Annotated in this window: 23 protein-coding genes and 1 tRNA gene; 9 read left to right on the forward strand and 15 right to left on the reverse strand. The window is 67.5% G+C overall.

What is annotated here, in order from left to right; genetic code table 11:
• Positions 1-285: 285 nt before the first annotated feature.
• From fabF to ABZ345_RS45285, 5 genes are all read right to left on the reverse strand, one after another.
• On the reverse strand, positions 286-1,521 hold the full coding sequence (gene fabF / locus ABZ345_RS45265; RefSeq protein ID WP_359861597.1) for a beta-ketoacyl-ACP synthase II: 1,236 nt from the start codon (positions 1,519-1,521) through the stop codon (positions 286-288).
• The gene (locus ABZ345_RS45270) at positions 1,518-1,754 is read right to left on the reverse strand and encodes an acyl carrier protein (protein ID WP_089950824.1); all 237 of its coding nucleotides are present in this window, start codon (positions 1,752-1,754) and stop codon (positions 1,518-1,520) included. The genes fabF and ABZ345_RS45270 overlap by 4 nt, the downstream gene beginning before the upstream one ends.
• Before the next feature lie 43 nt (positions 1,755-1,797).
• On the reverse strand, positions 1,798-2,775 hold the full coding sequence (locus ABZ345_RS45275) for a beta-ketoacyl-ACP synthase III (RefSeq protein ID WP_359861599.1): 978 nt from the start codon (positions 2,773-2,775) through the stop codon (positions 1,798-1,800).
• A complete protein-coding gene (locus tag ABZ345_RS45280; RefSeq protein WP_359861601.1) occupies positions 2,772-3,701 on the reverse strand; it encodes an ACP S-malonyltransferase in 930 nt (309 codons plus the stop codon). Before ABZ345_RS45280 ends, ABZ345_RS45275 begins: the two co-directional genes overlap by 4 nt.
• 194 nt (positions 3,702-3,895) lie before the next feature.
• Positions 3,896-5,098, reverse strand: coding sequence for a helix-turn-helix domain-containing protein (locus ABZ345_RS45285; RefSeq protein ID WP_359861603.1), 1,203 nt, complete (start codon positions 5,096-5,098; stop codon positions 3,896-3,898).
• Positions 5,099-5,220: 122 nt separating this feature from the next.
• Here ABZ345_RS45285 and ABZ345_RS45290 point away from each other — a divergent pair, with 122 nt between their 5' ends.
• From ABZ345_RS45290 to ABZ345_RS45300, 3 genes are all read left to right on the forward strand, one after another.
• Positions 5,221-6,777: an alpha/beta hydrolase gene (locus ABZ345_RS45290; protein ID WP_359861605.1), complete on the forward strand. Its 1,557-nt coding sequence runs from the start codon at positions 5,221-5,223 to the stop codon at positions 6,775-6,777.
• 207 nt (positions 6,778-6,984) lie between these two features.
• Complete coding sequence (locus tag ABZ345_RS45295) at positions 6,985-7,755, forward strand: hypothetical protein (RefSeq protein ID WP_359861607.1); 771 nt, start codon at positions 6,985-6,987, stop codon at positions 7,753-7,755.
• Positions 7,756-7,890: 135 nt separating this feature from the next.
• A complete protein-coding gene (locus tag ABZ345_RS45300) occupies positions 7,891-8,934 on the forward strand; it encodes a glucose-1-phosphate thymidylyltransferase (RefSeq protein ID WP_359861609.1) in 1,044 nt (347 codons plus the stop codon).
• On the opposite strand, the gene ABZ345_RS45305 is transcribed toward ABZ345_RS45300, so the two are convergent.
• On the reverse strand, positions 8,931-9,977 hold the full coding sequence (locus tag ABZ345_RS45305) for a winged helix DNA-binding domain-containing protein (protein WP_359861611.1): 1,047 nt from the start codon (positions 9,975-9,977) through the stop codon (positions 8,931-8,933). The genes ABZ345_RS45300 and ABZ345_RS45305 overlap by 4 nt on opposite strands.
• Positions 9,978-9,987: 10 nt before the next feature.
• Positions 9,988-11,079: a phytase gene (locus ABZ345_RS45310; protein WP_359861613.1), complete on the reverse strand. Its 1,092-nt coding sequence runs from the start codon at positions 11,077-11,079 to the stop codon at positions 9,988-9,990.
• A 55-nt stretch (positions 11,080-11,134) separates the two neighbouring features.
• On the opposite strand from ABZ345_RS45310, the gene pnuC reads away from it, so the two are divergent.
• Together pnuC and ABZ345_RS45320 are read left to right on the forward strand one after the other, a co-directional pair.
• A complete protein-coding gene (gene pnuC, locus ABZ345_RS45315) occupies positions 11,135-11,758 on the forward strand; it encodes a nicotinamide riboside transporter PnuC (RefSeq protein WP_359861614.1) in 624 nt (207 codons plus the stop codon).
• Positions 11,755-12,924: a M14 family zinc carboxypeptidase gene (locus tag ABZ345_RS45320; protein ID WP_359861616.1), complete on the forward strand. Its 1,170-nt coding sequence runs from the start codon at positions 11,755-11,757 to the stop codon at positions 12,922-12,924. Before pnuC ends, ABZ345_RS45320 begins: the two co-directional genes overlap by 4 nt.
• Here ABZ345_RS45320 and ABZ345_RS45325 read toward each other — a convergent pair.
• A complete protein-coding gene (locus ABZ345_RS45325) occupies positions 12,921-14,696 on the reverse strand; it encodes a pentapeptide repeat-containing protein (RefSeq protein ID WP_359861618.1) in 1,776 nt (591 codons plus the stop codon). The genes ABZ345_RS45320 and ABZ345_RS45325 overlap by 4 nt on opposite strands.
• 113 nt (positions 14,697-14,809) lie before the next feature.
• Between ABZ345_RS45325 and ABZ345_RS45330 the strand changes: the two genes are divergently transcribed.
• Positions 14,810-15,976 (forward strand): GNAT family N-acetyltransferase, encoded by a 1,167-nt coding sequence (locus ABZ345_RS45330; protein ID WP_359861620.1) that lies wholly within the window; start codon positions 14,810-14,812, stop codon positions 15,974-15,976.
• Here the strand turns inward: ABZ345_RS45330 and ABZ345_RS45335 are convergent.
• Together ABZ345_RS45335 and aceE are read right to left on the reverse strand one after the other, a co-directional pair.
• Entirely contained in the window at positions 15,957-16,754 is a 798-nt protein-coding gene (locus ABZ345_RS45335; protein WP_359861622.1) for a hypothetical protein, read from the reverse strand. The genes ABZ345_RS45330 and ABZ345_RS45335 overlap by 20 nt on opposite strands.
• A gap of 66 nt (positions 16,755-16,820) precedes the next feature.
• Entirely contained in the window at positions 16,821-19,529 is a 2,709-nt protein-coding gene (gene aceE, locus ABZ345_RS45340; RefSeq protein ID WP_359861644.1) for a pyruvate dehydrogenase (acetyl-transferring), homodimeric type, read from the reverse strand.
• 372 nt (positions 19,530-19,901) lie between these two features.
• Here aceE and ABZ345_RS45345 point away from each other — a divergent pair, with 372 nt between their 5' ends.
• The 3 genes from ABZ345_RS45345 to ABZ345_RS45355 all read left to right on the forward strand — a co-directional run bounded on the left by ABZ345_RS45345 (position 19,902) and on the right by ABZ345_RS45355 (position 20,989).
• Positions 19,902-20,333, forward strand: coding sequence for a DUF3052 domain-containing protein (locus ABZ345_RS45345; RefSeq protein ID WP_330851204.1), 432 nt, complete (start codon positions 19,902-19,904; stop codon positions 20,331-20,333).
• Positions 20,334-20,414: 81 nt separating this feature from the next.
• Entirely contained in the window at positions 20,415-20,879 is a 465-nt protein-coding gene (locus tag ABZ345_RS45350; RefSeq protein WP_359861624.1) for a peroxiredoxin, read from the forward strand.
• 35 nt (positions 20,880-20,914) lie between these two features.
• Positions 20,915-20,989: transfer RNA gene (locus ABZ345_RS45355), tRNA-Val, on the forward strand.
• Here ABZ345_RS45355 and ABZ345_RS45360 read toward each other — a convergent pair.
• From ABZ345_RS45360 to ABZ345_RS45380, 5 genes are all read right to left on the reverse strand, one after another.
• The gene (locus ABZ345_RS45360; protein WP_359861646.1) at positions 20,946-22,865 is read right to left on the reverse strand and encodes a recombinase family protein; all 1,920 of its coding nucleotides are present in this window, start codon (positions 22,863-22,865) and stop codon (positions 20,946-20,948) included. The genes ABZ345_RS45355 and ABZ345_RS45360 overlap by 44 nt on opposite strands.
• Complete coding sequence (locus tag ABZ345_RS45365) at positions 22,858-23,271, reverse strand: recombinase family protein (protein WP_359861626.1); 414 nt, start codon at positions 23,269-23,271, stop codon at positions 22,858-22,860. Before ABZ345_RS45365 ends, ABZ345_RS45360 begins: the two co-directional genes overlap by 8 nt.
• 175 nt (positions 23,272-23,446) lie before the next feature.
• Positions 23,447-23,779, reverse strand: a complete 333-nt coding sequence (locus ABZ345_RS45370) for a hypothetical protein (protein WP_359861628.1) — start codon at positions 23,777-23,779, stop codon at positions 23,447-23,449.
• Between the two features lie 20 nt (positions 23,780-23,799).
• A complete protein-coding gene (locus tag ABZ345_RS45375) occupies positions 23,800-24,897 on the reverse strand; it encodes a site-specific DNA-methyltransferase (RefSeq protein ID WP_359861630.1) in 1,098 nt (365 codons plus the stop codon).
• Positions 24,894-25,709 (reverse strand): replication-relaxation family protein, encoded by an 816-nt coding sequence (locus tag ABZ345_RS45380; protein ID WP_359861632.1) that lies wholly within the window; start codon positions 25,707-25,709, stop codon positions 24,894-24,896. Before ABZ345_RS45380 ends, ABZ345_RS45375 begins: the two co-directional genes overlap by 4 nt.
• Positions 25,710-25,798 lie beyond the last annotated feature (89 nt).

The raw sequence follows: 25,798 nt of genomic DNA on the forward strand, positions 1-25,798 counted from the left end.
TAGGGCGCGGGGCTCCGCCCCGGACCCCGCCAATCTGATCAAAGACCAGCCAGCGCCGCTTGCGGGTTGATGGCACGCCTGTTGCTTTCGGCGGCAGACGATCAGGCACGACTCGTGACGGGACCCCACCCGAAGCGCACGGGACAAGCAGCTCGCCTTCGGCGTCGCCATTGCCTCGGCTTCGCCTTCGGGTCGCCTCGCCTGCGGCATCGGGCGCTGCTTGGGGTAGCAGCGCGAAGCCCCGGCCTGCTGGTTGCGGGCCGGGGCTTCGTGTCGTCAGTGGTGCTAGGCCGGGGTGAAGGCCAGTGCCACGTTGTGGCCGCCGAAGCCGAACGAGTCGTTCACTGCGGCGTCCAGCTTGATCTTGCGCGGTTCGCCTGCCACCACGTCCAGGGAGACGGCCGGGTCCAGGTTCTCCAGGTTGAGGGTCTGGGGAACCACGCCGTCGCGGATCGAGAGGACTGTCACGATGGCTTCTACTGCGCCTGCCGCGCCCAGGAGGTGGCCCAGGGCCCCCTTCGGGGCGGTCAGGACCGGGTGGTCGCCGATCGCCTTGCGGATTGCCACGGTTTCCGCGACGTCGCCCACCGGGGTGGAGGTGGCGTGGCAGTTCACGTGGCCCACGTCGGACGGGTCGATGTTGCCGGAGCGCAGGGCTGCGGCGATGGCGCGGGACTGGCCCACGCCCTCGGGGTCCGGGGCGGTGATGTGGTAGCCGTCGGCTGAGGTGCCGATGCCTGCCAGGCGGCCGTAGATCTTGGCTCCGCGTGCCTCGGCGAACTCGCGGCGTTCCAGGACCATTACGCCCGCGCCCTCGCCCAGGACGAAGCCGTCGCGGGCCGTGTCGAACGGGCGCGAGGCCTTTTCGGGCTCGTCGTTGCGGGTGCTCATGGTGCGGGCCTGCGAGAAGCCCGCTACCGGGATCGCCGTGATGCACGCTTCCGCGCCGCCTGCCACGACCACGTCGGCTTCGCCGGCCATGATCATGCGGTAGGCCCACGCGATGGCCTCGGCGCCTGACGCGCAGGCGGAGACCGGGGCGTGGACGCCTGCCTGGGCCTTGAGCTCCAGGCCCACGTGGGCGGCTGGGCCGTTCGGCATCAGCATGGGGACGGTCAGCGGTGACACCTTGCGCAGGCCCTGCGTCTCCAGGAGGTCGTCCTGGGTCAGGAGGGTGATCGCGCCGCCGATGCCGGTACCGATGATCACGGCCAGGCGCTGGCGGTCGACGGTGTCGTCGTTGTGACCGGCGTCGGACCAGGCCTGGCGGGACGCCACGATGGCGACCTGCTCGGAGCGGTCCAGGCGCCTCGCTTCGACGCGGGGGAGCACCTCGGTGGGGTCGACGACGAGCTGTGACGCGATCTTGACCGGCAGGTCGTACTTCTCGACCCAGTCGTGGGTCATGGGGCGGACCCCGGATTTGCCGGCCAGGAGTGCATCCCAGGTCGACGTGACGTCACCACCGAGCGGGGTGGTTGCACCCAGCCCGGTGATGACTACCTCGATGCCCGAAGTCACTTGTTGCTGGTGATGTAGTTCACCGCGTCACCAACGGTCTTGAGGTTCGCCAGCTCGTCGTCCGGGATCTTCACGCCGAACTTGTCCTCCGCCTGGACGGCGATCTCGACCATCGACAGCGAGTCGATGTCGAGGTCGTCCACGAAGGACTTCTCAGCGGTGACGTCGTCGGCGGCCACGCCGGCGACCTCTTCGACGATCTCGGCAAGACCGGTAAGGACGTTGTCGCTCACTGAAGTTCCCTTTCGATTGAAACGATGAAAAAACCTTGGGTACTCACGGGCACCTGACCACCTGTCCCGCGTAGGACAGACCTGCGCCGAACCCGACCATCAGCACCACGTCTCCGCTGGAGATCTCGCCCGCCGCGCGCATGTGGTCCAGCGCCATGGGGATCGAGGCCGACGAGGTGTTGCCGGACTCGACGATGTCTCGAGCGACCTTCAGGTCCTCCCGCGCACCATTGTTGCGCAGGCGCTTGGCGATCGCCTCGATGATCCGCAAGTTTGCCTGGTGCGGGGCGAACACGTCCACATCGGACAGTGCGACACCCGCGAGCTCGGCGGCACGGATCGCGATGGGCGCGATCTGGGTCGTCGCCCAGCGGAAGACCGTCTGGCCTTCCTGGTGGATGAAGGAGTCGCGGTCGACGATGGTGATGACCTCGGCCAGGTCACCGGCCGAACCCCATGCGACGGGGCCGATCTGGTTCTCGTCGCTGGCGCCGATCACGACGGCACCCGCGCCGTCCGCGAAGATGATCGCGGTCGAGCGGTCGTCCTGGTCGGTCCAGTCGGTGAGCTTCTCGGCACCGATGACGAGGACGTTCTTGGCCGTGCCCGCGCGGACCAGGTCCGAGCCGGTCGCGACGGCGTAGCAGAAGCCCGCGCACGCGGCGTTGAGGTCGAACGCCGGAGCGGCCTTCACACCGATCTTGTCGGCGACCTGGGCGGCGGCGTTCGGGATGGTCGACGGCATGGTGCACGTCGCCACGATCACGGCGCCGACGTCGGACGGGTCGATGCCCGCGTCCTCGATCGCCTTGCGGCCCGCGATGACGGCCATGTCCACGACGCCCTCGTCCTTGGCCGCGACGCGCCGGTTCACGATGCCGACGCGGTCACGGATCCACTCGTCGGACGTCTCCATGCGCTGAGCGAGGTCGTGGTTGCTCACCACCGTCTCGGGCTGGTAGCTGCCGAGTCCGATGATGCGGCTCCCGGCAGATGCCTGCGGGGCCTGGAAGGTCGTCACTTAGCAGCTCCAACGGTGTCGAAGAGCTCCGCGACCTTTTCCAGCTGGTCGGGGGTCTTCAGGGCGAGGGTGGCGGTGCCCTTCATCGCACGCTTGGCGAGACCCGTGAGTGCGCCGGCGGGCGGCAGCTCGACGGAGCCGGACACGCCCTTCTCGAGCAGCGTTGCCTGGCAGATGTCCCAACGGACCGGGCTGGTGACCTGGGAGACCAGGCGGCGCAGCACCTCGGTGCCCTCGGTGACGGCCTGACCGTCCTTGTTGGACAGCAGCGGCATCAACGGGTCGTGCGTGGTGACTTCGGCGGCACGCGCGCGCACAGCGTCTTCTGCGGGCGCCATGTACTTCGTGTGGAACGCGCCCGCGACCGCCAGCTTGCGGACCTTCGCCGTGCCCGGCGGGGTCTCCGCGAGCTCGTCGAGAGCGGGACGCGGACCGGCCGCGACGATCTGGCCGGCGCCGTTGCGGTTGGCGGGCACGAGACCGAGCTCCTCGAGGCGCGCGAGCACCTCCTGCTCGTCGCCGCCGAGCACCGCGGCCATGCCGGTCGGCTCGAGTGCGCACGCCTGTGCCATCGCGGCACCGCGCACGGCGGCCAGTGCGACCGCGTCGTCGGCGCTGATGACGCCCGCGATCGACGCGGCGGCCAGCTCGCCGACCGAGTGGCCCGCGACGATCACGTCCGCGGGCAGCTCGACGCGGCGGCGCAGCTCACCGAACGCGAGCAGCGCGAGAGCCACGACCAGCGGCTGGGTGATGGCGGTGTCGACGATCTCCTCGGCCTCCGCGGTGGTGCCGAGACGGACGAGGTCGAGACCGGTGATCTCCGACCACGTGCGCACCTGCTTCTCGGTCCCCTCCAGTTCGAGCCAGGGGGCGAGCATGCCGGGCGTCTGGGACCCTTGTCCGGGCGCGAGGAGTGCGATCACGTCGATTACTAAAGCTGGTGAACCCACCGGTACCCCATGCCGTAAAGAACGAAGTACTGCGATCGTATTTGTAGAGACCCTACAAAAGTGTCAGCCAGGTGAACCGTCCTGGACGTCTGCGCAGGTCAGCGGGTGGCAAGGTCGTTTGGCTCTCACCCTGACGGATGTGTGCGAAGTCGGTCACAGGCCGTTCGCTACCACAGGCCCCGGGAGCGAGCAAGGCGTCCTACAGACAAAGCGACGCGAAGCACAAGCGCGTCGCGAGCGTCATGTGCATTTCTTCCCGTCATTTCCTGAACGCGCCGAAGGCGATATCTGACCGTGTTCGGGTGCACGAACAGCCTTTTCGCGCACGTCTCCAGCACGCCGCCGACCTCGAGGAACGCGTCCACGGTCTCCAGCAGCGCCCCTCCGGCGTCCTCCAGCGGCCGCGCAACCCTGTCAACGAGCTGCCACTCGGCTTCCGGGTCGCCCGCGAGCGCGCGTTCCGGCAGCAGGTCGAGCGACCGGACGGGCCGGGGAGCGGCAGGCCAGCCCACGACCGCGCGCAGCCCGCTCAACGCGTCGCTGGCACTGCGGTGGGCCTCGGACAGGCTGGCGACTGTGGGCCCCGCCACCACCGGCCCCTCGCCGAAGCCCTCGGCGATGCGGCCGAGCACGTCCTCACCGGTCTCCGTCGGGCCGCCGAGCACCACGACCAGTCGTGAGCCCTGCACGGACAGCAGCACCGGCCGGCCCGCGCGGGCCGCCTTGCTGCGCACCGAGTAGACGATCGCCGGAGGGTCCTCGGCGCCGGGGTTGCCGACCAGGATCGTGGCTTCGAGCGCCGGGTCCCAGCCCAGCGCGGCGGCCCTGCTGAGCAACGACTCCTCGGGGTCGCCACGCACGATGCCGTCGACGACCAGCGCTTCCAGCCGGGCGTCCCACGCACCGCGCGCCTCGGCGGCGGTCGCGTAGGAGGTGGCGGCGGAGAAGGCGATCTCGCGCCCGTATCGCAGCACGCCCTCCATCAGCAGCGCGCGTTCGGTCTCGTCGGCGGCCATCTGCGGCATCTGCTCCTCGAACAGCTCCAGCGCTATCCGGACGAGCTCGACTGTCTGGCGCAGGCTCACCCAGCGGGAGATGTCCTTGGGAGCCGACCGGAACGCGTCCGCGGTGAGCCGGATCGCCTGCTGCCGGTCGTGCAGCCACTCGACGAACCCCGCCACGCCGTTCTGGATCAGCAGCAGCACGCTGGCGCGCTGGTCCGCGGGCATCCGGGCGAACCACGGCAGCCGCTCCTCCATCTCGGACACGCTCGCGGTGGCGAGTGAGCCGGACGCACGCTCGATCTTGCGCATCGTGCGGGCGGAGAGGGTCGGCGGATGCTCCTCCTTCGCCTTGGCTGCCTCGGTCATACCCGCAGCTTAAGGCCCTGGAGGTGACATCACCGGGACGGGTGACAGAACCCGTCGGGGACTGTGATCAGCCATACCGTCGGGCGGCAGAGGTCTGTTCGTTTCGGCGCGGAGGTTTTGTCTTGCGTAGGTTCCTGAGTTTCGTCCTCGGCGTGGTCGCGCTCACCGCCACGGGCGTGACTGCCTCGGCCGATCCTCCCGACCCTCTGGCCGAGTACAACGCGCAGCCGGTCAAGTGGGCGCAGTGCAGCGGAAAGCTCAGCGAGCTGGAATGCGCGACGCTCATGGCGCCGCTCGACTACACCAAACCGGCGGACGACCGGATCAACCTGACCATCAGCCGCAAGAAGGCGGCGGCGCAGGACCGCAGGCGCGGCGTGCTGTTCACCAATCCGGGTGGACCTGGCGGCTCGGGGCTGGGCCTGCCACTGTTCCTGGGCAAGTCCGAGGTCGCGCAGGTCTACGACGTGATCGGCATCGACCCGCGGGGCGTCGGCGGTTCGACGGCGCTGAACTGCCGGGCCGCGCCCGCGATCGCCGAGCCGGAGTCGCGGCCCGCGGACAGCGAGTTCGGCAAGTGGGCGGCCGAGGCGCGGGAGGCCGAGGAGGCGTGCCAGAAGTCGGCCGGCGGGATCCGGCAGTTCATCAGCACCGCGAACACCGCGCGGGACATGGACGTCGTGCGCGCCGTGCTGGGCGAGCAGAAGATCAACTACCTGGGCTACTCCTATGGCACGTACCTGGGCGCGGTGTACGGCACGTTGTTCCCGAACCGCCTCGACCGCAGCGTGCTCGACTCGGCCGTGCACCCGGAGTGGGTCTGGCACGAGCAGTTCCGCCAGCAGGCCGTCGCCTACCGCCACGACGTCGAGATGTGGGCAGCGTGGGTGGGGGAGCGCAACGAGAAGTTCGCGCTCGGCAAGTCGCAGGACGAGGTGATCGCCGAGGTCGAGAAGGTCGCCGCGAAGCTGCACACGGCGCCGGTCGGTGACCACGACCGCTCCGCCTTCGACGGCGCGATGGGAGTCGGCTCCCGTTACCGTCCACTGTGGTCCGACCTGGCGGCGATCGTGACCAAGCTGCGGTCGGGCGAGAAGCCGGAGAACACCGAGGGCGCCAAGGCCGGGCAGGTGCTCGCGAAGACCGGTCTGCAGGAGCTGCGGTCCGGCGTGTTCGACACGGTGACCTGCGAGTCGGACTGGCCGACCGACCTGCACCTCTACTACGAGGACATGCGGACGTTCCGCGAGCGCTACCCGTTCGGCTTCGGCATCGTGCGCGCCGCTCCGATGACGTGCACGTTCCGGTCGTTCACGCCGCCCGAGCCGCCGGTCAGGATCGCCCGCAACGGGTATCCGGTCGGCGTCGTCGTGCAGTCCGAGGGCGACACGCAGACCCAGTACGCGAGCGGCCCGGCGATGGCGGCCCGGCTGGGCTACAACCTGATCACCGTCGTCGACGAGGGCAAGCACGGGATCTACAACGGCGGCAACAAGTGCGTCGACGACAAGATCAACCGGTACCTGATCGACGGGGCGCTGCCCGGCAGCAGCTCCGAGTGCGCCGGTGACCCGCGGCCGGACGTGCCGAAGGACGGTCAGGGCGGCACGGCGCCGGCGTTGTCGGCGGACCGGATGCAGTCGTATCTCGACGGGCGAGGGCTCTCGGCACGACCGTAGAAATGTGGAAGCGCCCGCCACGGAGCGTGGCGGGCGCTTCCCTCTCCCCGGTCCCCACCGGTGGTTCCACTCTGGACTGTATTGAGACAAAAATCCACGTCAGCCACCCTTTCGTGTCACAGTGTCGAAGTTGCTGAGCGGTCTGATCCGCGAAACGATCAACTGGTCGGATCTTCACTCACCGCAACTTTGTTCTTTGGAGGGCCCGTGGGCTCACAAATCACCGAGGGCCTGGGCCAGGCATGGGCGATGGTCGCCACGTTCGTGCCGAAGCTGCTCGGCTTCCTGCTCGTTCTGGTCATCGGCTGGTTCATCGCCAAGGCGCTCGCCAAGGGCGTCCAGTTCCTGCTCAAGCGCGTCGGCTTCGACAGGCTCGTCGACCGCTCGGGCCTGAACGGCGCCATGAAGCAGGCGCCGATGGACGCGACCGGCCTGATCGCCAAGATCGTGTACTACTTCGTGCTGCTCATCGCGCTGCAGCTGGCGTTCGGCGTGTTCGGCGCGTCGAACCCGGTCAGCACGCTGCTCAACGAGGTCATCGCGTACCTGCCGCGCATCGTCGTGGCGATGGTGCTCGTGATCGTCGCGTCGGCCATCGGCACGGCTCTCAAGGGCCTCGTGACCGGTGCGCTGGGGCAGCGCTCGTACACGAAGATCCTGGGCAACATCACGTACGGCTTCGTGATGGCGCTGGGCGTCATCGCGGCGCTCAACCAGCTGGGCATCGCGATCTCGGTGACGATGCCGGTCCTGGTCGCCGTGCTCGCCACGATCGCCGGTGTGATCATCATCGGCGTGGGTGGCGGCCTGGTCCGCCCGATGCAGGCCCGGTGGGAGGGCTGGCTGAACCGCATGCAGGACGAGGCGGCCGCCATGTCGCCGATGCCGCGCGCGTCCCAGGAGATGCCGGCCACCGTGGGCGGCCGCATGGGTGACGCGCCGACGCCGCCGTCGGGCATGCCGATGACCGAGAAGTAGTTCTCACCTCGGTGAAGGGGTCTCACTTCGGTGAGGCCCCTTCTTCGTTGTTTGGCGGTTCTCCAGTTCCGGTCCAGTGGTCGCACGGACGCTCGTAGCCACCCCGAACTGTTCCGCTGCAGCGGTGGAGGACCCATGAAAGCCCTAGTGCTGTCCGCAGGCGTGCGCCCGGCGGGATACTCGCTGCCCCGGCACATCGTCCCCATCGCCAACAAGCCCGTGCTCGAGTACGTCGTGGAGAACCTGAGGGACGTCGGGATCACCGAGATCGGCATCGTCGTCGGCACCGGCGGGCAGGAGATCTCCGAGCTGTTCGGCGACGGGTCGTACCTGGGCGTGTCGATCACCTACATCCAGCAGGACGTGCCGCTCGGGCTCGCCCACTGCGTGCGGATCGCCCGGCCGTTCCTCGGTGACGACGACTTCGTGATGTACCTGGGCGACAACGTGCTGGCCGACGGCATCGGGCAGATCGCCGACGAGTTCGCGCGGCTGCGGCCGTCCGCCCAGGTGCTCGTGGACAAGGTGGAGGACCCGCGGCTCTACGGTGTCGCCGAGGTGGACGAGAACTCGCGCGTGACGCGGCTGATCGAGCACCCGCAGGAGCCGCGCAGCGACCTCGCGATGATCGGCGTCTACTTCTTCACGCCCGCGATCCACGCCGCCGTCGACGCGATCGAGCCGTCGTGGCGCGGCGAGTTCGAGATCACCGACGCGCTGCAGTGGCTGGTGACGCATTCCGGCGACGTGCGGGCGCGGGTCTACTCGGGGTTCTGGAAGGACACCGGTCGCGTGGAGGACGTGCTGGAGTGCAACCGCGAGCTGCTGATGGGGCTGCGGACGGACATCCAGGGGATCGTCGACTCCGAGTCGCGGCTGATCGGCGAGGTCGTGGTCGAGGAGGGCGCGCGGGTGGTGCGGTCGTGCATCGTCGGGCCCGCGATCATCGGCGCCGGGACGTTGGTCGAGGAGTCGATCGTCGGGCCGTACACGTCGATCGGCGCGGACTGCCGGATCACCGAGTCCGGGGTGGCCGACTCGATCGTCCTGAACGAGGCCTCCGTGCACAACGTGTCCGGAATCGAGACGTCGCTGATCGGCCGCCGGGCGCGGGTGGGATCGGCGCGCCAGCACCGGTTGGTCGTCGGTGACGGCGCGCACGTCGAGCTCGCCGCCTAGTTCTGCTTCAGCCAGTCCTGAAGGCGGTCGCACTCCTCGGCGACCGCCTTCTGCCTGCTCTTGCCGAGCTTGTCGATGTAGTCGACGGTGATGGTGCGTTCTTTGTCGACGGACCAGGTGGCGACGACGTACCCGTCGACGAGGACCGTGGGTTTGCCGCCGATGACCACGCCGAGCCGGTCGTCGGCGATGACCCTTCTGCGGTCGGCGTGGGCGAGAAGGATGTTGTCGAACTCGGGCAGAAGCCTTACCGGGACTTCGGTCTCCGGGTCGGGGCGCGGGGCGTCGGGCAGGTCGAACAGCTCCTTGCCCGCCTCGTTGGTGAAGGTGGCCAGCTGCGGCCTGAGTTTCTCGAAGACCTCGCCGAGCCTGGTGAGTCCGGACCACTGCTGGGCGTCCATCACCGTCGACGGGCCGAACGCCTTGAGGTAGCGCAGAACCAGCGTTTCGCGGTTCATGGGGTGTTGGTCCTGGTCGAGCCAGGCTTCCAGGGTCGTGCAGACCGCTCGTCCGCTCTGGTGCCACAGACCCCGCGGTGGGATCTGGACGAGCGCGAGCTTGTTGCGCAGCGCGTTGCCCAGGACGGTGTGCTCGCGGTCGGGCCACCGTTGTTGGAGCTGTTTGCCGGCGTCCGCGGTGCCCTGCGGGGTGTCGTCGAGGATCTTGCGTCCGGCTTCTGCCACGGCGTCGAGGTCGAGGCCCTGCAGTCTTTTCGCGAACGGGCCGCTCTGCAGCTCGCGGTCGAGCTTGAGCTGGGTGTGGGGGCGCAGTGCGAGGGCGTCCACCGCGCTGACCAGGTGGATCGTGCCGCGCATCAGCAGGACGCGGACGACGTACCTGCTGACGAGGAGGTCCTCGAGTTCCTGCGGCTGGAAGTCCCGCAGCCGCGTCCACAGGCCGATGTAGGGCGACTTCGGTTCCTGCGCCTGGATGCCGAAGAGCCGCTCGATGGTGGCGAACGCGCCTATGTCGGCGCGTTCGCGCAGCATCTGTCGTTCGATCAGCGCCCGGTTGAGGGCGTCCTGGCTCAGCTGGGTCCCCATGGGGGACAGGTTAGAACCTGATGAACGCGAATCCCGTGCCATTCGGGCGTTCGCCGTCGTGGACGACCAGCAGGTTGAGCTTGCCGAGGACGATGTCGGCGCCGTCGGAGTGCTCGACGTCCTTGACCCTGAAGTCCTTCAACGGCTTCATGTCGGCCGTGCGGTAGGCGACGAATCGTGAGTCGCCCTGGCTGGACGCGAGCAGCACGCCGTCCGCGATCGTGAGGCCCTCGGCGTCGGCTTCGAGCCACTTGCCGCCGAAGCCGGGGTTCGGGCCGTCCGCCTCGCATTCCTCGGTCTCGGGGTTGTACTTCTGCGGGGCGCCCCAGCCGCGGACCTTGTCGACCAGCTGCGGTTTGCCGAAGCCGTTGGCGCGCAACGGGATGCGCCAGATGCCGACGTCCTCCTGCGCCGCGTACAGGGTGTTGGTGCGCTCGTCGATCACCATGCCCTCGACCTGCGGGCCCTCGCCGGGCTCGCCGCACACCGTCCACTTCCGGCCGTCCGGCAGGGTGAAGGTGCTCGGAAGGTCCAGAGTGGACACCTTCCTGGTGTCGTACTGCCGGTCGTTCTCGGTCACTTGCAGCAGCGCGATGCTGGTCTCGTTGCGCCGGCTCGTGACGACGACGTCCTTGCCGTTGAGGTGCCCGGCGGCGAGACCGTAGACGGTGTGCTGCTTGTCGACCTCCTGCTCGGTCTTGCTGAACACCGGCTTGGTCGCGGGGTTCGTGACGTCCTTCACGCCGTGTTCGTCCACTTGGAACACACGAATGCGGTCACGGCCGCGGTCGCTGACGAACGCGAGGTTCCCGACCACGTCGACGTTGTTGAAGCGGCCGGGCTTCGCGTCCGGCGTGGGTGCCGGCGGGGCCGGGTGGACGCCGATCGTGCGGCCGTTCAGGTCGAACGCCGCGAGCCCGCCTTCCTTGAGTGTGCCCAGGACCACACTGCGTTCGGTGTTGCGCGGGTTGACCCAGATGGCCGGGTCGTCGGCGTCCGAGGGCTCCTCGAACGTCTGCGTGATCACCGTCGGTGTGATGACGGGCGTCGCGGGCGCGGTGAGGAACAAAGGCACGAGCGCCAGCGCTAAGGAAGATGACATGGTGGGACCGTAGGAAACACCGGTATACGGCGACTGAACCACGGGAGAACAAGCCGTGTGGTACGAGCTGGGACTGACGATCTTCGGGCAGAAGATCGCGTACACGGAACTGTTCGGGCAGGTGCTGGCCCTGGCGGTGGTCTTCCTGGCGCAGCGCCGATCACTGTTGACCTGGCCAGTTCAACTGGTCTCGGTCGCCCTGCTGTTCACCGTCTACCTGTCGGCTCACCTGGGCGGTCTCGCGACGCGTCAGGTGGTCGTTGGGCTGATCGCGGTCTACGGCTGGTACGCGTGGGTGAAGCGCCGCGACCCGGTGTTCGGTGTCGTGGTGCGCAAGGGTTCCTGGCGTGAACGCCTGGCCGTGGCCGGTGCCTTCGTCGTCGGCACAGTGGCGTTCGCCCTGGTCCTGGACTGGTTGCACGCCTCGTGGGCACCGTGGCCGGATGCCGCGATCTTCGTCGGCACCATCCTGGCGTTCTCCTTGCAGGGCCTCGGCCTGGTCGAGTTCTGGCTGGTGTGGCTCGCCGTCGACGCCGTCGGTGTGCCGTTGCAGATCCAGTCGGGCCTGTACTTCAGCGCGTTCGTCTACCTGATCTTCGCGGGCCTGGTGATCCACGGTTTCTGGGACTGGAACCGCACCGCCCGCCGGTTGACACAGGCGGCAAAGTCTCCTCTATGAGGGGACTGATCGCTTTACTGGCCGCTGCTTCGTTGCTGGTACCCGTGCCCGCTCTGGCCGCTCCGCCGCCGCAGACGGGTTTCGAGAAGACCGGCAAGTGGACCACCGAGGCCGAGGAACAGACCTACCTGCGAGCTACCGGCCTTCCTGTCTCGCAGATCGGTGAGACCGCGCAAGGCCGTCCGATCCAACTCGTGCGCGTCGGCTCACGCTCAGCCCGCACGGTTGTGCTCTTCATCTGCTCGCAGCACGGCGACGAACCCGCGGGCCGCGAAGCCTGCCTGATCCGCATGCGCTCGCTGCCGCGCTCTTCCTCCGTGACCTACCTGTTCGTGCCGAACGCCAACCCGGACGGCCGCGTCGCCGACACCCGCACCAACTCTCTCGGTACCGACATCAACCGCGACCACCTGCTGCTGAAGTCGGCCGAGGCTCGCGCGATGGCCGCCGTGATCCGCGACTACCAGCCCGACGTCATCCACGACCTCCACGAGTTCGGCCCGTCTGCGCCCTACTACGTGAAGGACGTCCTCTGGCTGTGGCCGCGCAACCTCAACGTCACTGCTGACGTTCACTCGCTCTCCGAGTCGTTGTCGCGCTCCTACGTCCGGCCTTCCGTCGAGGCGGCCGGCCGCACCTCGGGCGTTTACGGCATCTACGTCGACCCGGTGACCGGTGAGCCGGTCCGCCAGGTGGCCGGTGACCACCAGGAACGCATTCTCCGCAACACCGGTGGCCTGAAGCACGGCATGGGCTTGCTCGTCGAGACCAACGCTGACGGCGCTCCCGCATACCGCGTCGACTCGCATTTGAAGGCTCTGGACGGCACCCAGTCGTTCGTTCGTGATCGGCGCGCGGAGATCGAAGCCGCCAACGCCGCTTCTCGCGCTGTTCGGTCCGGCCCGATCTACTTCGGCGGCGCCGACAACCAGCCGCCGGCTCCGGGGGACGTGCTCGCCACCCCGCCGTGCGGCTACGTCCTGACCGGCGCCCAATACCGCGACGTCTCCGACGAGCTCGCCCTGCACGGCATCAAGTCCCTGTACATGCGGGGTGGCGACCGCATCGTGCCGTTGAAGCAGGAGGCCCGTTCGATCATCCCGCTGCTGTTCGACGCCCGCGCCGCCGAACCGCTCCTGAAGGCCCAGCCCGTTCCGCAGTGCTAGACCATCGTCTCCGCTTTCAAGGTCTGCAACTCCCTGAGTGACGGCCGGTCGGCTTCGAGGGCCTTCCGGGCGTCAGCCGGGTCGTTCGACAGCAGAGCCTTGCGGAAGAACGTCCACGCGTGGCGCGGGGCGAGTGCTTGCGCCCTGGCGAAGTCACGTTCGGACTCCTCGGTGTGGCCGAGGAGTCCGTGGGCGTAGGCGCGAGCGGAGTACTCGGACGGGCGCCACGGCTGTTCGGCGAGCACCTGGTCGAGGTCGGCGATCGCGAGGGTCGCGAAGCCGATCTCGGCCAGGATGCCGCCGCGCGTGGCGAGTTGGTCGAGGTCGGCCGGTTCGGCGAGCTGGTCCAGCGCCGCCACGAACATGCCCGAGTACCAGTAGTCGTCCCAGTCGTCCGTCGGCTCGACCGGGTTGATGGGCATCGCGGTCTCGGTCGCGGGGTCCGACTCACCGCCGAGGCGGTCGACGAGGTTCGCCCTGGCCACCTCGACGCATTCGTCCCACGTGCCGAACACGCGCCGCTCCGAGCCGTCCAGGCCCTGGAAGGTCATGCCCGGCTGGAGGTACATCACCTCACCCGACAGGTGACCAGGTACCTCGAGGCCTGCCGCCTGAACGATGCCGCTGCCGTCCTGGGCGACGTAGTACCGCGCGGGGCCCGGTTGCGGCGGCTCTTCGGGCACGGCGATCCACGGCTTCTCGGCGAACTGCGCGCCCCTCACATCCGCGCTTTCCGGGAAGTAGGCCGGACCGGAGAGGACGGCACCACCGAAGTACGCGCCCGCTTCGAACGTCGATCCCAGCCACGTCGCCGCTGGTCCGTCGAACCGCGCGTTGACGAAGTCCGCGAAACCCTTGTACGTGGCCGGTCCGAGCATGGCGACGCCGTTGAACGTCGTGCCGACGAAGAACGACTCGCCCTCGAAGACCGCTCCCGTGAGGTCCACTCGCTGGTGGAACACGGCCCGGTCGAACTGGACAGACCCGCCGAAGGTGGTCTCGGTGAAGTCCGCGTCCGTGCCGAACACGGCGTCGTCGAAGCTGGTGAAACCGGCGAAACGCGCTTTGGTGAAGGTGCTCGTTCCGCCGATCTGCGACTTGTAGAACGAGGTTCTGCCCTCGAACGTGACGCCGGTGAAGTTCGTGGCGTACAGCACGCAGTGCTCGAAGGTCGCGTCGACGAGGATCGCACCGGTGAGGTCGATCTCCGGGTTCCACCACTTCTCGTCAGCACGCAGGTGCGCGGCGAGGATGCGCTGGACGGTCTGCTGGACCTCCACCTCCTTCGGATCACCCTCGGACGGCATGCGGAGGTAGGCGCACAGGACGTTCACGATGGTCTGCCGTTGCGTCTCGTTGTCCTGCGCGAGTCGTTCCAGCGCGTAGAAGCCCGCCAACCGCACAGCGGCCTTGTCCGAACCGATCTGCTCGACGGCCTTGCCGTACAGGTCAGTGATCCGCCGAGCTGTCGAGTCCAGCTCCGTGTGCCAGTGGGCGCGCTCGGCGACCTGCTGGTCCACGTGCTTCTGGTTGAGCCCGATCTCGGTGGTGCGCTGCCGGCGGGCCGTCAACCACAGCGCGGCCGCTCCACCGGTGCCCACGACGATCGTGCCCGCGGTCTTGATCGCGTCGAGCTGGTTCGCGTGCTGCCCGTCGCCCAAGGTGATCATCAGCAGCACTGCAAGCCCCACCCCGAGCACGACGAGGAGGGCACCCCCGATGATGATCGCCCGGCTGGACAGGACCGGATAAGGCCGTTCGCTCTCGTCCACACCCCAAGGTCGCCGAACGTGCGCCGACAGTTACGTCCGGCACCACCTCGGACTCGCCGATCCCGCTGTCCGCACGGCCGTGCTGGACGCCCGCGTCGTGTTCTGATGGCCCGATGCGCGTCGAGCAGTACAGCTACTTCGCCCTGTCCAGCGAGACGATGTCCGCAGCCGACATATCAGTTCGGCTCGGCATGGGGTCGGACGAGAACTGGGCGTACACCTGGCGGATCGTGCGGCGCGGCGACGACCGCGTCGATGAGCAGATCCAGCACGTCGTCGACCGGCTCGAGCCGATCCGCGGCGCGCTCGCCGAGCTGACCGCCGATCCCGGGATCACTGCTCGGCTGACCGTCGCGCGCTACTTCCACGATCGCGTCGACGGCGGTGATGTGGGCTGGCGGGTCCCGGCCGAGACGCTGGAGTTCCTCGCCGAGGTCCGGGCGTCGCTGACCGTCGACGAGTACGACCAGGTCGAGTTCAACGACGAGAGCCTGCGTCAGGTCAGCACAGGCCTGCTGGAGGGCATGGAGCAGAACCTCGCCGAGCACGCCTGCCACCTGCATCGGAGCCTCGAACACGCGACGGTGGTGGAGACCGAGGACCTGCTGATCGCCGACAGCGGGCTGGACGACGACACGTTCAACATGATCGCGGCGGCCCGGTTCACGGCCGAGAACGTCACGGCGCGCGTCGCGGAGGTGCTGAGTGCGGTGAGGGCGACCGGGCGTCCGTTCTCGTGGTGGGTCGGTCCCGCCTCGGCGCCGGCCGACCTCGGTCCCGTGCTGAACCAGGCCGGGGCGCACGCGGCGGAGACCGAGGCGGCGATGTGGCTGGACCTCGCGGACTCCGCCCTGCCGGGCCCTCAGGTCGAAGGGCTGGAGATCCGGCGGGTGAGCACCGAGGCCGAGCTCGCCGACTACGCGGTGATCCTGGCCGCGAACTGGGACCCGCCCGCCGCGACCGTCCGCCGGTTCTACGCCGACGTGGCCGCGCAGGCGTTGGCGAGCCGGGCGCGCTACCTCGTCGGGTACGTGGACGGCCGTGCGGTGTGCTCGGCGGAGGTGTTCCTGCACGCGGGCGTCGCCGGTGTCTACAACATCGCGACCCTCGCCGGGGATCGCCGACGTGGCTATGGCGGCGCGATCACGTTGGCCGCGTTGCGCACCGCACGTGCCGAGGGGTACCGGATCGCCGTTTTGCAAGCCTCTCCGGAGGGGGAACCCGTCTACCGGCGTCTCGGGTTCACGATCGCCGGGCAGTTCATCGAGTACGCCGTGTGAGCAGGTCGCGGTGCTCGAGCGGCCACAGCGCGGCTCGTGACTGCCAGGCCAAGGTCCAGAGCCCCTCGGCGTCGCGGGACTCGCGGGTGAAGCCCTGCGTGCGGGCGAACCAGCCGTTGTCGGTGATCACGAACCGCAGGATGCGGTCGACCAGGCTCGTGCGGGCGTCGTGAGGCAGGCCGTAGCCGTCGAGGAAGCACCGGAACCACTCGGCGCGGGTCTCGGCCGGTGGGAGCCCGACGTGCGCGGCGACGTCGTCGTCGAACAGTTGCGCGCAGTACCAGCCGGTGACGGCGACCTCGTCGATCGGGTCGACCGGACCGGTGTACTCCCAGCCGATGAGGCCGGTGGGCCGCCGGTCGCGGAACACGACGTGCCAGGGCGCGATGTTGCCGTGGCTGATGACGGCGTCGTGCGCGCGGCTGCGCAACGTCCACGGCATCCACCGCGCGTCCGGTGGCGGCGTGAACGAGCGGCCTGCTGTATGCAGTCGACGAAGTATCGCTCCGACCTCGTGCAGCGACCGTTCTGGCTCCGGCCACACCTCCTCGGCGATCACGGTGCCGGGCAGCCACGTCAGGACCTCGTTGCCGGCGTCGTCGAACCCAGGCCCGGCCACGCGGGGCGCGGTCTCGAAACCCTCGGCTTCCAGGTGGCGCAGAAACGCGTGCACAGCCGGTGTCCACGGCTGTGCCGGATGCGCGACCGTCGATCCGCGTTGCTCGGCGGGATTGGTGTGGCTCAGATTGGCGACGCGGTCGTACGGCTCCCCCTGCATGCCCCGCAACATAAGGCGAGGGGCCGCCCCGCGGGTGCGGAACGGCCCCTCCAACAGCCCTGAGAGCTACGCCAGGCCAGCGTCGCCCGTGGACGGGCCCGCGGCCTGCACGTCGTCGATGCGGTACTTGCGGGCCGCCTCGACGACCTTGGCCTGGTCCACCTCGCCGCGCTTGGCCAGGGCGGCCAGCGTGGCGACGACGACGGACTCCGCGTCCACCAGGAAGTGGCGGCGGGCGGCCGGGCGGGTGTCGGAGAAGCCGAAGCCGTCCGTGCCCAGGGTCGTCATGTCGGTCGGGACGTACGGGCGGATCAGGTCCGGGATCGCCGACGCCCAGTCGGACACGGCGACGACCGGGCCCTGGACGTCCGCCAGCACCTGCGTCACGTACGGCACGCGCGGTTCGGCGTCCGGGTGCAGCAGGTTGTGGCGGTCGGTGTCGACGGCGTCGCGGCGCAGCTCCGAGTACGACGTGGCGGACCACACGTCCGCGGAGACGCCCCACTCGTCGGCGAGCAACTGCTGGGCCTTGAGCGCCCACGGGAGGCCCACGCCGGAGCCGAGGATCTGGGCACGGGGGCCGCCGGTCTGCGGGCCCTCCTGGTAGCGGTAGAGGCCGCGCAGGAGGCCTTCCACGTCCAGGTTCTCCGGCTCGGCGGGCTGCACGTACGGCTCGTTGTAGACCGTCATGTAGTAGAAGACGTTCTCGGCGTTCTCGCCGTACATCCTCCGCAGACCGTCCTTGACGATGTGCGCCACCTCGAACGACCACGCCGGGTCGTACGAGATCACGGCCGGGTTCGTGTGCGCCAGCAGCAGCGAGTGGCCGTCGGCGTGCTGCAGGCCCTCACCGGTCAGCGTGGTGCGGCCCGCGGTGGCACCGAGCACGAAGCCGCGCGCCATCTGGTCCGCCGCCGCCCACAGGCCGTCGCCCGTGCGCTGGAAGCCGAACATCGAGTAGAAGATGTAGATCGGGATCATCGGCTCGCCCTGCGTCGCGTAGGACGTGCCGACCGCCGTGAACGACGCCGTGGAACCCGCCTCGTTGATGCCCTCGTGCAGGATCTGGCCCTGCTCGGACTCCTTGTAGGCGAGCATCAGGTTGGCGTCCACCGAGGTGTACGCCTGGCCGTTCGGGTTGTAGATCTTCTGCGTCGGGAACATGGAGTCCATGCCGAACGTGCGTGCCTCGTCCGGGATGATCGGGACGATGCGCGGGCCGATCTCCGGGTCCTTCGCGAGGTCGCGGACGAGGCGGACGAACGCCATCGTCGTGGCGACCTCCTGCTTGCCCGAGCCGCGGCGGATGCCGTCGTAGACCTTGTCGCCGGGCAGCACGAGAGCCTTGGACTTCGTGCGGCGCTCCGGTACGAAACCACCCAGCTGACGGCGGCGCTCCAGCATGTACTGGATCTCCGGGTTGTCCTGTCCGGGGTGGTAGTACGGCGGCAGGTACGGGTCCTTCTCGAGCACCTCGTCGGAGATCGGGATGCGCAGGCTGTCCCGGAAGCCCTTGAGGTCGTCCAGGGTCATCTTCTTCATCTGGTGCGTCGCGTTGCGCGCCGCGAAGTGCTTGCCGAGCGAGTAGCCCTTGATGGTCTTGGCGAGGATCACGGTCGGCTGGCCGACGGTCTCGGTCGCCGCCTTGTAGGCCGCGTAGACCTTTCGGTAGTCGTGCCCGCCGCGCTTGAGGTTCCACACCTCGTCGTCGGTCATCGGCTCGACGAGCGCCTTCGTCCGCGGGTCGCGGCCGAAGAAGTGCTCCTTGATGTACGCGCCGTCGTTCGCCTTGTAGGTCTGGTAGTCGCCGTCGGGCGTGTTGTTCATCAGGTTGACGAGCGCACCGTCGCGGTCCGCGTGCAGCAGCGCGTCCCACTCGCGGCCCCAGACGACCTTGATGACGTTCCAGCCGGCGCCGCGGAAGAACGACTCCAGCTCCTGGATGATCTTGCCGTTGCCGCGTACGGGCCCGTCGAGGCGCTGCAGGTTGCAGTTGACGACGAACGTGAGGTTGTCGAGCTGCTCGTTCGCGGCGAGCTGCAGCAGGCCGCGCGACTCCGGCTCGTCCATCTCGCCGTCGCCGAGGAACGCCCACACGTGCTGGTCGGACGTGTCCTTGAAGCCGCGGTCGCGCAGGTAGCGGTTGAACCGCGCCTGGTAGATCGCGTTCATCGGGCCGATGCCCATGGAGACCGTGGGGAACTCCCAGAAGTCCGGCATCAGGCGCGGGTGCGGGTACGACGGCAGGCCGCCACCCGGACCGGCGTGCGAGTACTCCTGGCGGAAGCCATCCAGCTGGTGCTCGCTCAGGCGGCCCTCGAGGAACGCTCGCGCGTAGACACCGGGGGAGGCGTGGCCCTGGATGAAGATCTGGTCGCCGCCGCCGGGGTGGTTCTTGCCGCGGAAAAAGTGGTTGAAGCCGACCTCGTAGAGCGACGCGCTGGACGCGTACGTCGAAATGTGTCCACCGACACCAACGCCGGGCCGCTGCGCGCGGTGCACCGTCATCGCGGCGTTCCACCGGATCCACGCGCGGTAGCGGCGCTCCACCTCCTCGTCACCGGGGAACCACGGTTCCCGCTCGGTGGGGATGGTGTTGACGTAGTCCGTGCTGGTCAGAGCGGGCATGCCGACGTGGTTCTCACGCGCACGCTCCAGCAGACGCAGCATCAGGTACCGGGCCCGCTGCTGACCGCCACCCTTGAGCACCTCGTCGAACGACTCGAGCCACTCGGACGTCTCCTCGGGGTCGATGTCCGGCAGGTGCGCGGCCATGCCGTCACGAATGACACGTACCCGCTCGGGGCCGGTGTTCTGCGGGCTCAAGGTGTCTCCTCGGCTTCGTTGGCGGTACCTCGCGCTGGCCCGGAAACCGTGCCACGCGGTCCTATCGTTGTCCTTGCGCGACGACTTCGTCACCGCTACTGATCGGTAGTTCTGGATCGTGTCGCTCACGCGCGCGCGATAAGAGGCATGTAGAGCATGCCTCCTGCCAGTGTAGGGATCTTCACAGGGGTCCCTGTTCCGGCGTGTCAAGTGGTCAACAGTTGCGCCAGGGGTAGCTGACAGTGTTCGCTAGCCCGAGGTAACGGACTTGGCGGCAGTCTTTGAGGCTGTCGCTCTTGCGTAGTTGGAGGAGTGAAAACCGTGGTCGCCGCGGAAGACGCCGGCAAGATCGGCGTCGCCGAGAAGCTCGGGATCGAATCGGGCATGGTCGTCCAAGAGCTCGGCTGGGACGAGGACGTCGATGACAACCTCCGTGCCGCCGTCGAGGAGCAGATCGGCGGTGACATCCTCGACGAGGACGCCGACGAGACGGTGAGCGTCGTCCTGCTCTGGTGGCGAGAGGACGACGGCGACCTGGTCGACGCTCTGCTCGAGGCCACCGGAGTGCTCGCCGAGGACGGCGTGATCTGGGTTCTCACCCCGAAGACGGGCCGCCCCGGCCACGTGGAACCTTCGGACATCGCCGAGGCGGTGCCGACCGCGGGCCTTTCGCAAACGTCGAACATCAGCGTGGCCGACGACTGGGCCGGCACCCGCCTGGTGTGGCCGAAGTCCGCCAAGGCCAAGCGCTGACACTCTTCAGGCTGAACTAGGGTTGATCCACGGGCGCTTCGCATCGCCCGTGGGTACGTCCTGGTCAACCGGAGGGGTTTCATGGCGGTCGAGGTCGGTTCGGAAGCTCCGGACTTCACGCTCAACGACTACAACAAGCAGCCCGTCTCGCTGTCGTCGTTCCGCGGCTCGAAGAACGTGCTTCTGGTCTTCTACCCGTTCGCGTTCAGCGGCATCTGCAACGGCGAGCTCTGCCAGTTGCGCGACGAGCTCTCGACCTACGAGGACGAAGACGTCCAGGTGCTCGGCGTGTCGGTCGACACCCCGTTCACCCTGAAGGCGTGGGCGAACCAGGAGGGCTACCAGTTCCCGCTGCTGTCCGACTTCTGGCCGCACGGGGCCGTCGCGCAGTCCTACGGCGTGTTCAACTCGACCGCGGGCATGGCACTGCGGGGAACGTTCCTGATCGACGTCACCGGTGTCGTGCGCTTCGCCGAGGTGAACGCGCCGGGTGAGGCCCGGGACCAGGACGCCTGGAAGAAGGCCGTAGCCTCACTCAAGGCATGATGTAGCTGTACCCCGTGCGCTCGGCGTGCGGGTTGGGGCGTGTAGCTCAGCGGAAGAGCACTCGGTTTACACCCGAGCGGTCGCAGGTTCGATCCCTGTCGCGCCCACCAGATAGGTCTTATTCACACCAACGCCCAGACGAATGAAATCGCCGGGCGTTGCGTCATAATCACGGTCAGTAGCTGCGTCTTCTGCCGCCCAAAACGTCCCTAGCGCAAGATCAGGTTCGGCGGCCGCATCGCCAGTGGCGACCAGCGCCAGCGGCCGAACGGCGATCTGGGACGCCAGGACGAGGCCGTTCGCCGCTTGATCCGCTTCCGCTTCAATGGCGCGTTCCTCCGCCGGAATGGTGCACATGGCACCTCCATCGAGCAGGGCAGCGAAGGGCTCCGTCAGCTCGGCTTCTTCGACGTTGCCGTCTTCCCCGATGTACAGCTTCTTGAAGAAGCCTTGGTTGATCTGCCGCCGTACGTGGTTTGGTGCGGCCAAGTACGCAGCCTCACAGTTGGCCGCGGCACGCAGTGCGGCCTCAAGGGTCGCCGCAAGTTCTGCCGTGTTGACACTTGCCGCCTGGATATCGACATCAGCTTCTGCCAACTCGCGGGTGAACCGCCGCATCTCCAAGGCAAGCAGATCGGTCGGGACGGCCCCGGCGTAATGGGCCTGGAGCAGCTTCTGGCGTTCGCCGCCCACGATGGTCTTGCGTTTCACCGCACGGGCGATGCGCTGCGAGCCTTCTGTCTGCTGGCTCACCAGTTCGGCCCGGATGCTCGCCCGGATGTCCTCGGCACGTGCCTCGCTCAAGCGGAAGCCTGCGTAGAAGTCGGCGATGCCGTTCTCGATACGTTCGACCCGTACCGCCCGCCTGTGGCAGTTGTTGCGCTTGGTCTTCTTCTTGACGCACTGGAAGTAGGCGTAGGTCCCACCGTTCCCGCTGCTCTGCGAGAAGACCAGCTTGCCTCGGCAAGACGAACAGTAGATCGTGCTGCGCAGGTAATGGTTGTGCGTCCGGTCTTTCTCGCCGTCGTGGGCGTTCGCGGCCAAGATGTCTTGGACCGCCAGCCAGACCTCAGGCTCGACCAGAGCGGGGTGTTTCCCCTCGTAGTGAATGCCTCGGTAGGGCACGATTCCCATGTAGTACGGGTTCTGAAGCATGTAGTAGAACCCGGTGAGACTGATCTCCATGGTCGGGTTCTTGGCTGTGGGGCGACCACTCAGACCCCTGGCTCTTGCGGCCAGTAGAAGATCGATACCGCTCCATTCACCGGTGGCATACTGCTCAAAGCACCAGCGCACCAACTCGGCCCGCTCCGGGTCCAAGATGACCGACGAGATACTGATACGCCCGATCGTTTCGCGCTTGTTCAGGTAGCCGATTGGGGCGCAAAAAGGAGTACCGCCTTCCTCGGCCTTGCGGACCAGTCCCTTCAATACCTCCTGGGCGAGGTTGCCTGAGTAGAACTGGGCGATCTCGGCGAGAAGGCCGTACAAGAGCTTGCCGCTAGGCGTGTCGTCGATGTTCTCAGTGCAGGAAACCAGCGTGACGCCGTGACGCTTGAGCAACAGGTTGATGGCAATGTCGTCTGCGCGGTTCCGTGCCAGTCGGTCGATCTTGTGGATGATGAGGTAGTCCGGCCTCACAATCTTGATCTCTGCGAGCATGTCTTGCAGGTCATCGCGGTCTGATGACCGACCGGACTCTCCGGCGTCCACGAACTCCCGCTCTACGGCAGCACCGAGCTGGGCTGCTTTGGCATGGCAGGCTTGGCGCTGAGCCGGGATGGAATAGCCCTCGATACCGCCACCAGTGCGGGCTTGCTCTCTCGTGCTCACCCGCAGGTAGACGAAGGCAATGGGTACCGCCCGTCCCGTGGCATGAGACCCGTTGCGGGGTGGCCGAGTCCGTGCCCGCTGTGTGGCGGCTTCGAGGGCAGTGGCTTGTTTGCCGTTGCTGTTGGACGTTTGTGTTGTGCTGTCTTTAGTCATTGGGCACCTCCTCGTCTGTGCTTTCGGATTGCTTTTGCTCGAACGTTGCCGCTGTGCGAGCGCTGGAAGGTGTCGCGACTTCGGCTCCGGCTGCGCGAATCTGCTGCGTAACGTTGTCCATCTGCGCCAGGTCTCGCGCCAGACGTGCATAATCGGGAACGATCACAAAGGCGGCATCACATAGTCGCTTCAGGTCGTCTAGTAAGAGTTGCAACTGAGACTGTTGTGGCAAGCGAGCGGGACGGCCGATGTCCACGTATTCGCGCACGATCGTCAGTCCGCAGGTATGGGCCAGGCTCTGGCAGATTTCACGTTGCCGGTCGATGGCGTTGGGATCGTCCTTGCTGGACGAGGCGACTCGTAAATATGAAACTGCGTGCCGTGTTCGATGTGGATTATCTGGCATGACATTCTCCTCTTGGCTTAATTAAGGCATAAATCTCCCCTTATTGTTGATATTCTCAGGACTTCTTTCTTGTGCCAAGAACGGCAATCCTGTCCTTGGTGAAAATGTCTTTCCGTTCTGGTGACGGGTAGCGTTTCAAGCACTACCCGTCACGTTCACTGCTGGAGCGGCGGCGTTAGCTCTCGGCTCCGGATCGGCGCCGCGCTCCACCTGGTGCCTTGTCCTGCTCCTTGGCGACCTCTGGTGTGCCGCCAAACAGGTCCTCGATGGCGGCCCGTCGTGCGGCGGCTTCGCGCTCGATCTCTTCGAGCGCGGCCTTGGCTCGCTCGGCGAAGTCCTGTTCGGAGCGCTTGGCCTCGACGTAGAACTCCACTGCTCGCAGGACGGCGTCACCCAGGTTCAACCCGTCCAGTTGTGCAACCAGCGCGAACTGCGCGTGTAGCTCTCCTGGCAGGCGAATGCCCAGCGTTTTCACCCCGCCCTTGCCCTCGGATTTCGGCTCAGTCATGCCCGTAGTCCTCCTCAGCGTTACTGCGGCTGGCCATCCCCATGCGGGATGACGGATGCAGCCGCAGACCACCGACGAGCGGTCCGTGCGGGTTTCTCTTGCTTACTGCGCCACCCAGCCAGCCGGGCTTGGGCCAACGCGGCATAGTCCGGGTTGATCTCGACGCCCAGCCAATCGCGGCCGTACGTCTCAGCAGCGATGGCGGTGGTGCCTGATCCGAGGAAAGGATCAAGAACCATACCTGGACGCCAGCTTGTGTGTCTGCACGCGGCTTTCAGAGGCCCGGTGGACAACATGCGTCCGTCGATGAGTTGCTTCGCCCGTCGCCAAGGCTCACCGCAGACGGAGCAGGCCCGCTCTGGGCATGTGGAGAGCAGCGGACGCCGAACGAGCTCAACCGGGAAGGTCGCGAAGTGAGCCCCGCGGTACCGCGCCGTGGCCAGCGACCACACGTCACCGGGGTTCCTGCCAAGCGGGTGGCTGTCACGGCCTATCGCTTTCAGCGCAGCCAAGCCCTGGTTGAGGTCGATGCGCGGGGAAGTGCCGGCGCCGAGCGAAGGGACGGCTTCGCGAGGCGGGTAAGCGGCTGCAACGCGACGCCGGCGGTTGGTGGGCGTACCCGTCGTAGGCTCGCGAATCGCGTCGAGGTCGAAGTAATAGCTGGGTTGCTGCGTGAAGAAGTACATGAACTCGTGCGTGGTGGTCAGACGATCACCGACGCTCGACGGCAGCGGGTTCTTCTTGGCCCACACCACCTGGTTGCGCAGCAGCCACCCGGCACGGGTCAGTCGGAGCGCCACGCGTTGGGGTCCCAGCAGCAAACACTTCTTGCGCGCGCCGTCATTGGGGTGCCGCGCGTAGGAATCGCCGAGGTTGAGCCAAAGCGCGCCGGTCGGTTTGAGCACGCGGCCCAGCTCGATGCAGATGTCGGCGATCTCGGTGGCCCAGGTTTCAACATTGGCCTCGGAGCCGATCTGGTCCTCGTGACCGTAGTCCCGCAAGGCCCAGTACGGCGGGCTCGTGATCACACTGTCCACCGCGGCGTCCGGGAGCTCGGCCAGCCGGGTGCGGACATCACCAACGATGATCTGATTGCGGGGAAGGTCGTGTGCACTCATGACTCGTCCTCCGTCGGAGCCGTCAGCACGACCGGTCCGTCTGCTTGTAGGGCAACGGCAAACAGGCGCTGGGCGTCGGCATCGAGGCGAGCAATCACCTCCCGCATGCGGCGTTTGTGGTTCGTGTCCGGCACCAGCCACACGACGAGCGGGAAAACCCCGAACGCTTGCTGTTCCGCGCCGCTGCGCCAGTACCCGATGTAGGTCAGGCACTTGCGCTGCACCGTGGGCAGGCTCTCGCTGGCCATGTCCAGCTCGATGAAGGCGCTGTGCTCAAACTCGCCCATGCCAACGCGGACATACGCATCTGGCTTGAGCGTCGTTGGTGCGCCGGAGTCGCTCGTGAACTTTCGCCAGGCCAACGGTTCGCCGTCGAACGCCAACAGCTGCAGGCGGCTGTCCTGGGTGAGTTCGCTCAGTCCTACGCACAGCTCGCTCACGCCGAGCACGTGATGCATGAAGAAGGGCTTGGTCTCCCAGACGCGGCGTCGTCGGCCGCCGTAGGGGCCTTGAACCTCCAGTACGGCAAGGCCCAGACCGGACAGGCCGTACACCAGTGCCGTTGAGCCTGGCTGCACCCCACCGACCGTGCGGTCCAGCCGCACCACCACTCCCAGCTCCGTCAGGCGCTGGAGTAGGGAACGGGTACGCCTGGACTGAGTGTGAGCCGAGCCTTCGGAGAGGTGCAGTCGTTGCACCTGCCGGGAGGTCAGCAGCCGCAGTTGGTAGAGCGAAGCCAGGACCTGCATGTCCCGTTCGCTGAGCCGTTCCCGCAGCCGGGCGGCACGTCCGCGTATGAGTCCGTCAGTCATAGGAGACCTCCAGACGGACAGACACTCGGTGGTGTTTGGGCAGCAATGCCCGTGGTGGGGCCATGTCCAAGGCCTGAGGGAACGGCAGG

The sequence above is a fragment of the Lentzea sp. NPDC005914 genome, assembly GCF_040629405.1.
In the GTDB taxonomy this organism is placed as follows: domain Bacteria; phylum Actinomycetota; class Actinomycetes; order Mycobacteriales; family Pseudonocardiaceae; genus Lentzea.

What these genes read in the sequence shown, in the direction of transcription:
- ABZ345_RS45285 (WP_359861603.1), bottom strand. Translation starts at nt 5,098, where the DNA reads ATGACCGAGGCAGCCAAGGCGAAGGAGGAGCATCCGCCGACCCTCTCC.
- ABZ345_RS45300 (WP_359861609.1), top strand. Translation starts at nt 7,891, where the DNA reads ATGAAAGCCCTAGTGCTGTCCGCAGGCGTGCGCCCGGCGGGATACTCG.
- ABZ345_RS45305 (WP_359861611.1), bottom strand. Translation starts at nt 9,977, where the DNA reads ATGGGGACCCAGCTGAGCCAGGACGCCCTCAACCGGGCGCTGATCGAA.
- ABZ345_RS45310 (WP_359861613.1), bottom strand. Translation starts at nt 11,079, where the DNA reads ATGTCATCTTCCTTAGCGCTGGCGCTCGTGCCTTTGTTCCTCACCGCG.
- ABZ345_RS45320 (WP_359861616.1), top strand. Translation starts at nt 11,755, where the DNA reads ATGAGGGGACTGATCGCTTTACTGGCCGCTGCTTCGTTGCTGGTACCC.
- ABZ345_RS45330 (WP_359861620.1), top strand. Translation starts at nt 14,810, where the DNA reads ATGCGCGTCGAGCAGTACAGCTACTTCGCCCTGTCCAGCGAGACGATG.
- ABZ345_RS45335 (WP_359861622.1), bottom strand. Translation starts at nt 16,754, where the DNA reads ATGCAGGGGGAGCCGTACGACCGCGTCGCCAATCTGAGCCACACCAAT.
- aceE (WP_359861644.1), bottom strand. Translation starts at nt 19,529, where the DNA reads ATGGCCGCGCACCTGCCGGACATCGACCCCGAGGAGACGTCCGAGTGG.
- ABZ345_RS45350 (WP_359861624.1), top strand. Translation starts at nt 20,415, where the DNA reads ATGGCGGTCGAGGTCGGTTCGGAAGCTCCGGACTTCACGCTCAACGAC.
- ABZ345_RS45360 (WP_359861646.1), bottom strand. Translation starts at nt 22,865, where the DNA reads ATGACTAAAGACAGCACAACACAAACGTCCAACAGCAACGGCAAACAA.
- ABZ345_RS45365 (WP_359861626.1), bottom strand. Translation starts at nt 23,271, where the DNA reads ATGCCAGATAATCCACATCGAACACGGCACGCAGTTTCATATTTACGA.
- ABZ345_RS45370 (WP_359861628.1), bottom strand. Translation starts at nt 23,779, where the DNA reads ATGACTGAGCCGAAATCCGAGGGCAAGGGCGGGGTGAAAACGCTGGGC.
- ABZ345_RS45375 (WP_359861630.1), bottom strand. Translation starts at nt 24,897, where the DNA reads ATGAGTGCACACGACCTTCCCCGCAATCAGATCATCGTTGGTGATGTC.
- ABZ345_RS45380 (WP_359861632.1), bottom strand. Translation starts at nt 25,709, where the DNA reads ATGACTGACGGACTCATACGCGGACGTGCCGCCCGGCTGCGGGAACGG.